1 protein-coding gene is annotated in these 860 nt (G+C 51.6%); it reads left to right on the top strand.

Annotated features, from left to right (window positions below; translation table 11 throughout):
- The coding region (locus tag A3735_RS02435; RefSeq protein WP_255375122.1) for a helicase-related protein at positions 1–860 on the top strand (860 nt) is incomplete at both ends.

The raw sequence follows: 860 nt of genomic DNA, 5'->3' as shown, positions 1-860 counted from the left end.
ATATTCTGGTCTTCCTCCCCGGCCAAGGTGAAATTAAGCGCTGCCTAGCCAGTGCGCAAGAACGTTATTCCGACAATGACCTGCTACTTCTGCCACTCTATGGCGGGCTAAGCCTTCAGAAACAGGAGCAGGCTCTGCAGAAAGACGAGCAAGGCCGAAGAAAGATTATTTTCGCCACTAATATCGCCGAAACCAGCTTGACCATCGAAGGGATTCGCTGCGTCATTGACAGTGGCCTTGAACGTCAAATGCGTTATGACGCTGGCTCCGGTATGAGTCGTCTGGAAACCAAGTACATATCCAAAGCATCGGCCGAACAGCGTCAGGGCCGTGCAGGCAGAACCCAGGCTGGCCACTGTATTCGCTTATGGAGCGAGAGCAAACAACAGTCTCTGAGTGACTTTCAAAGCGAAGAAATCTGCATAAGTGACTTAACTCAGCTCGGCTTAGAATTATGCCTTTGGGGAAATAACAACTACCAGAGCATCCCCTGGCTCACGGCGCCTCCGGAAGCGCATTACAATGCCGCGATGCAAGTACTCAAAGACCTCGGTTTGCTGGATCAACAAGCTCAGGTCACCCGACTGGGCAAGCTCGCGGCAAAGCTACCTGTTAGCCCGCGCCTTGCAAGTATGTTGTTAAGCACCGACAAGCCCGAAGATCAGCGTGTCGCTTGCAACTTAGCCGCTCTGCTTTCTGAACAAGATATCTTTCTCCATAATAGAGATACCGACATATCCAGACGTCTCAACGCGCTGTCGGATTTTGGCCGAGACAAAGCACAGTCCCTTAAAGACTACGCCTTCCATCGTTCACGAGTCGAGCAAGCCTTCTCAAGCACTCAGTCGCTGCAAAAGCAA

Source organism: Oleiphilus sp. HI0061 (assembly GCF_001635675.1).
The sequence above is the reverse complement of the archived record's forward strand: the minus strand, read 5'-3'. Positions and strand labels throughout refer to the sequence as shown.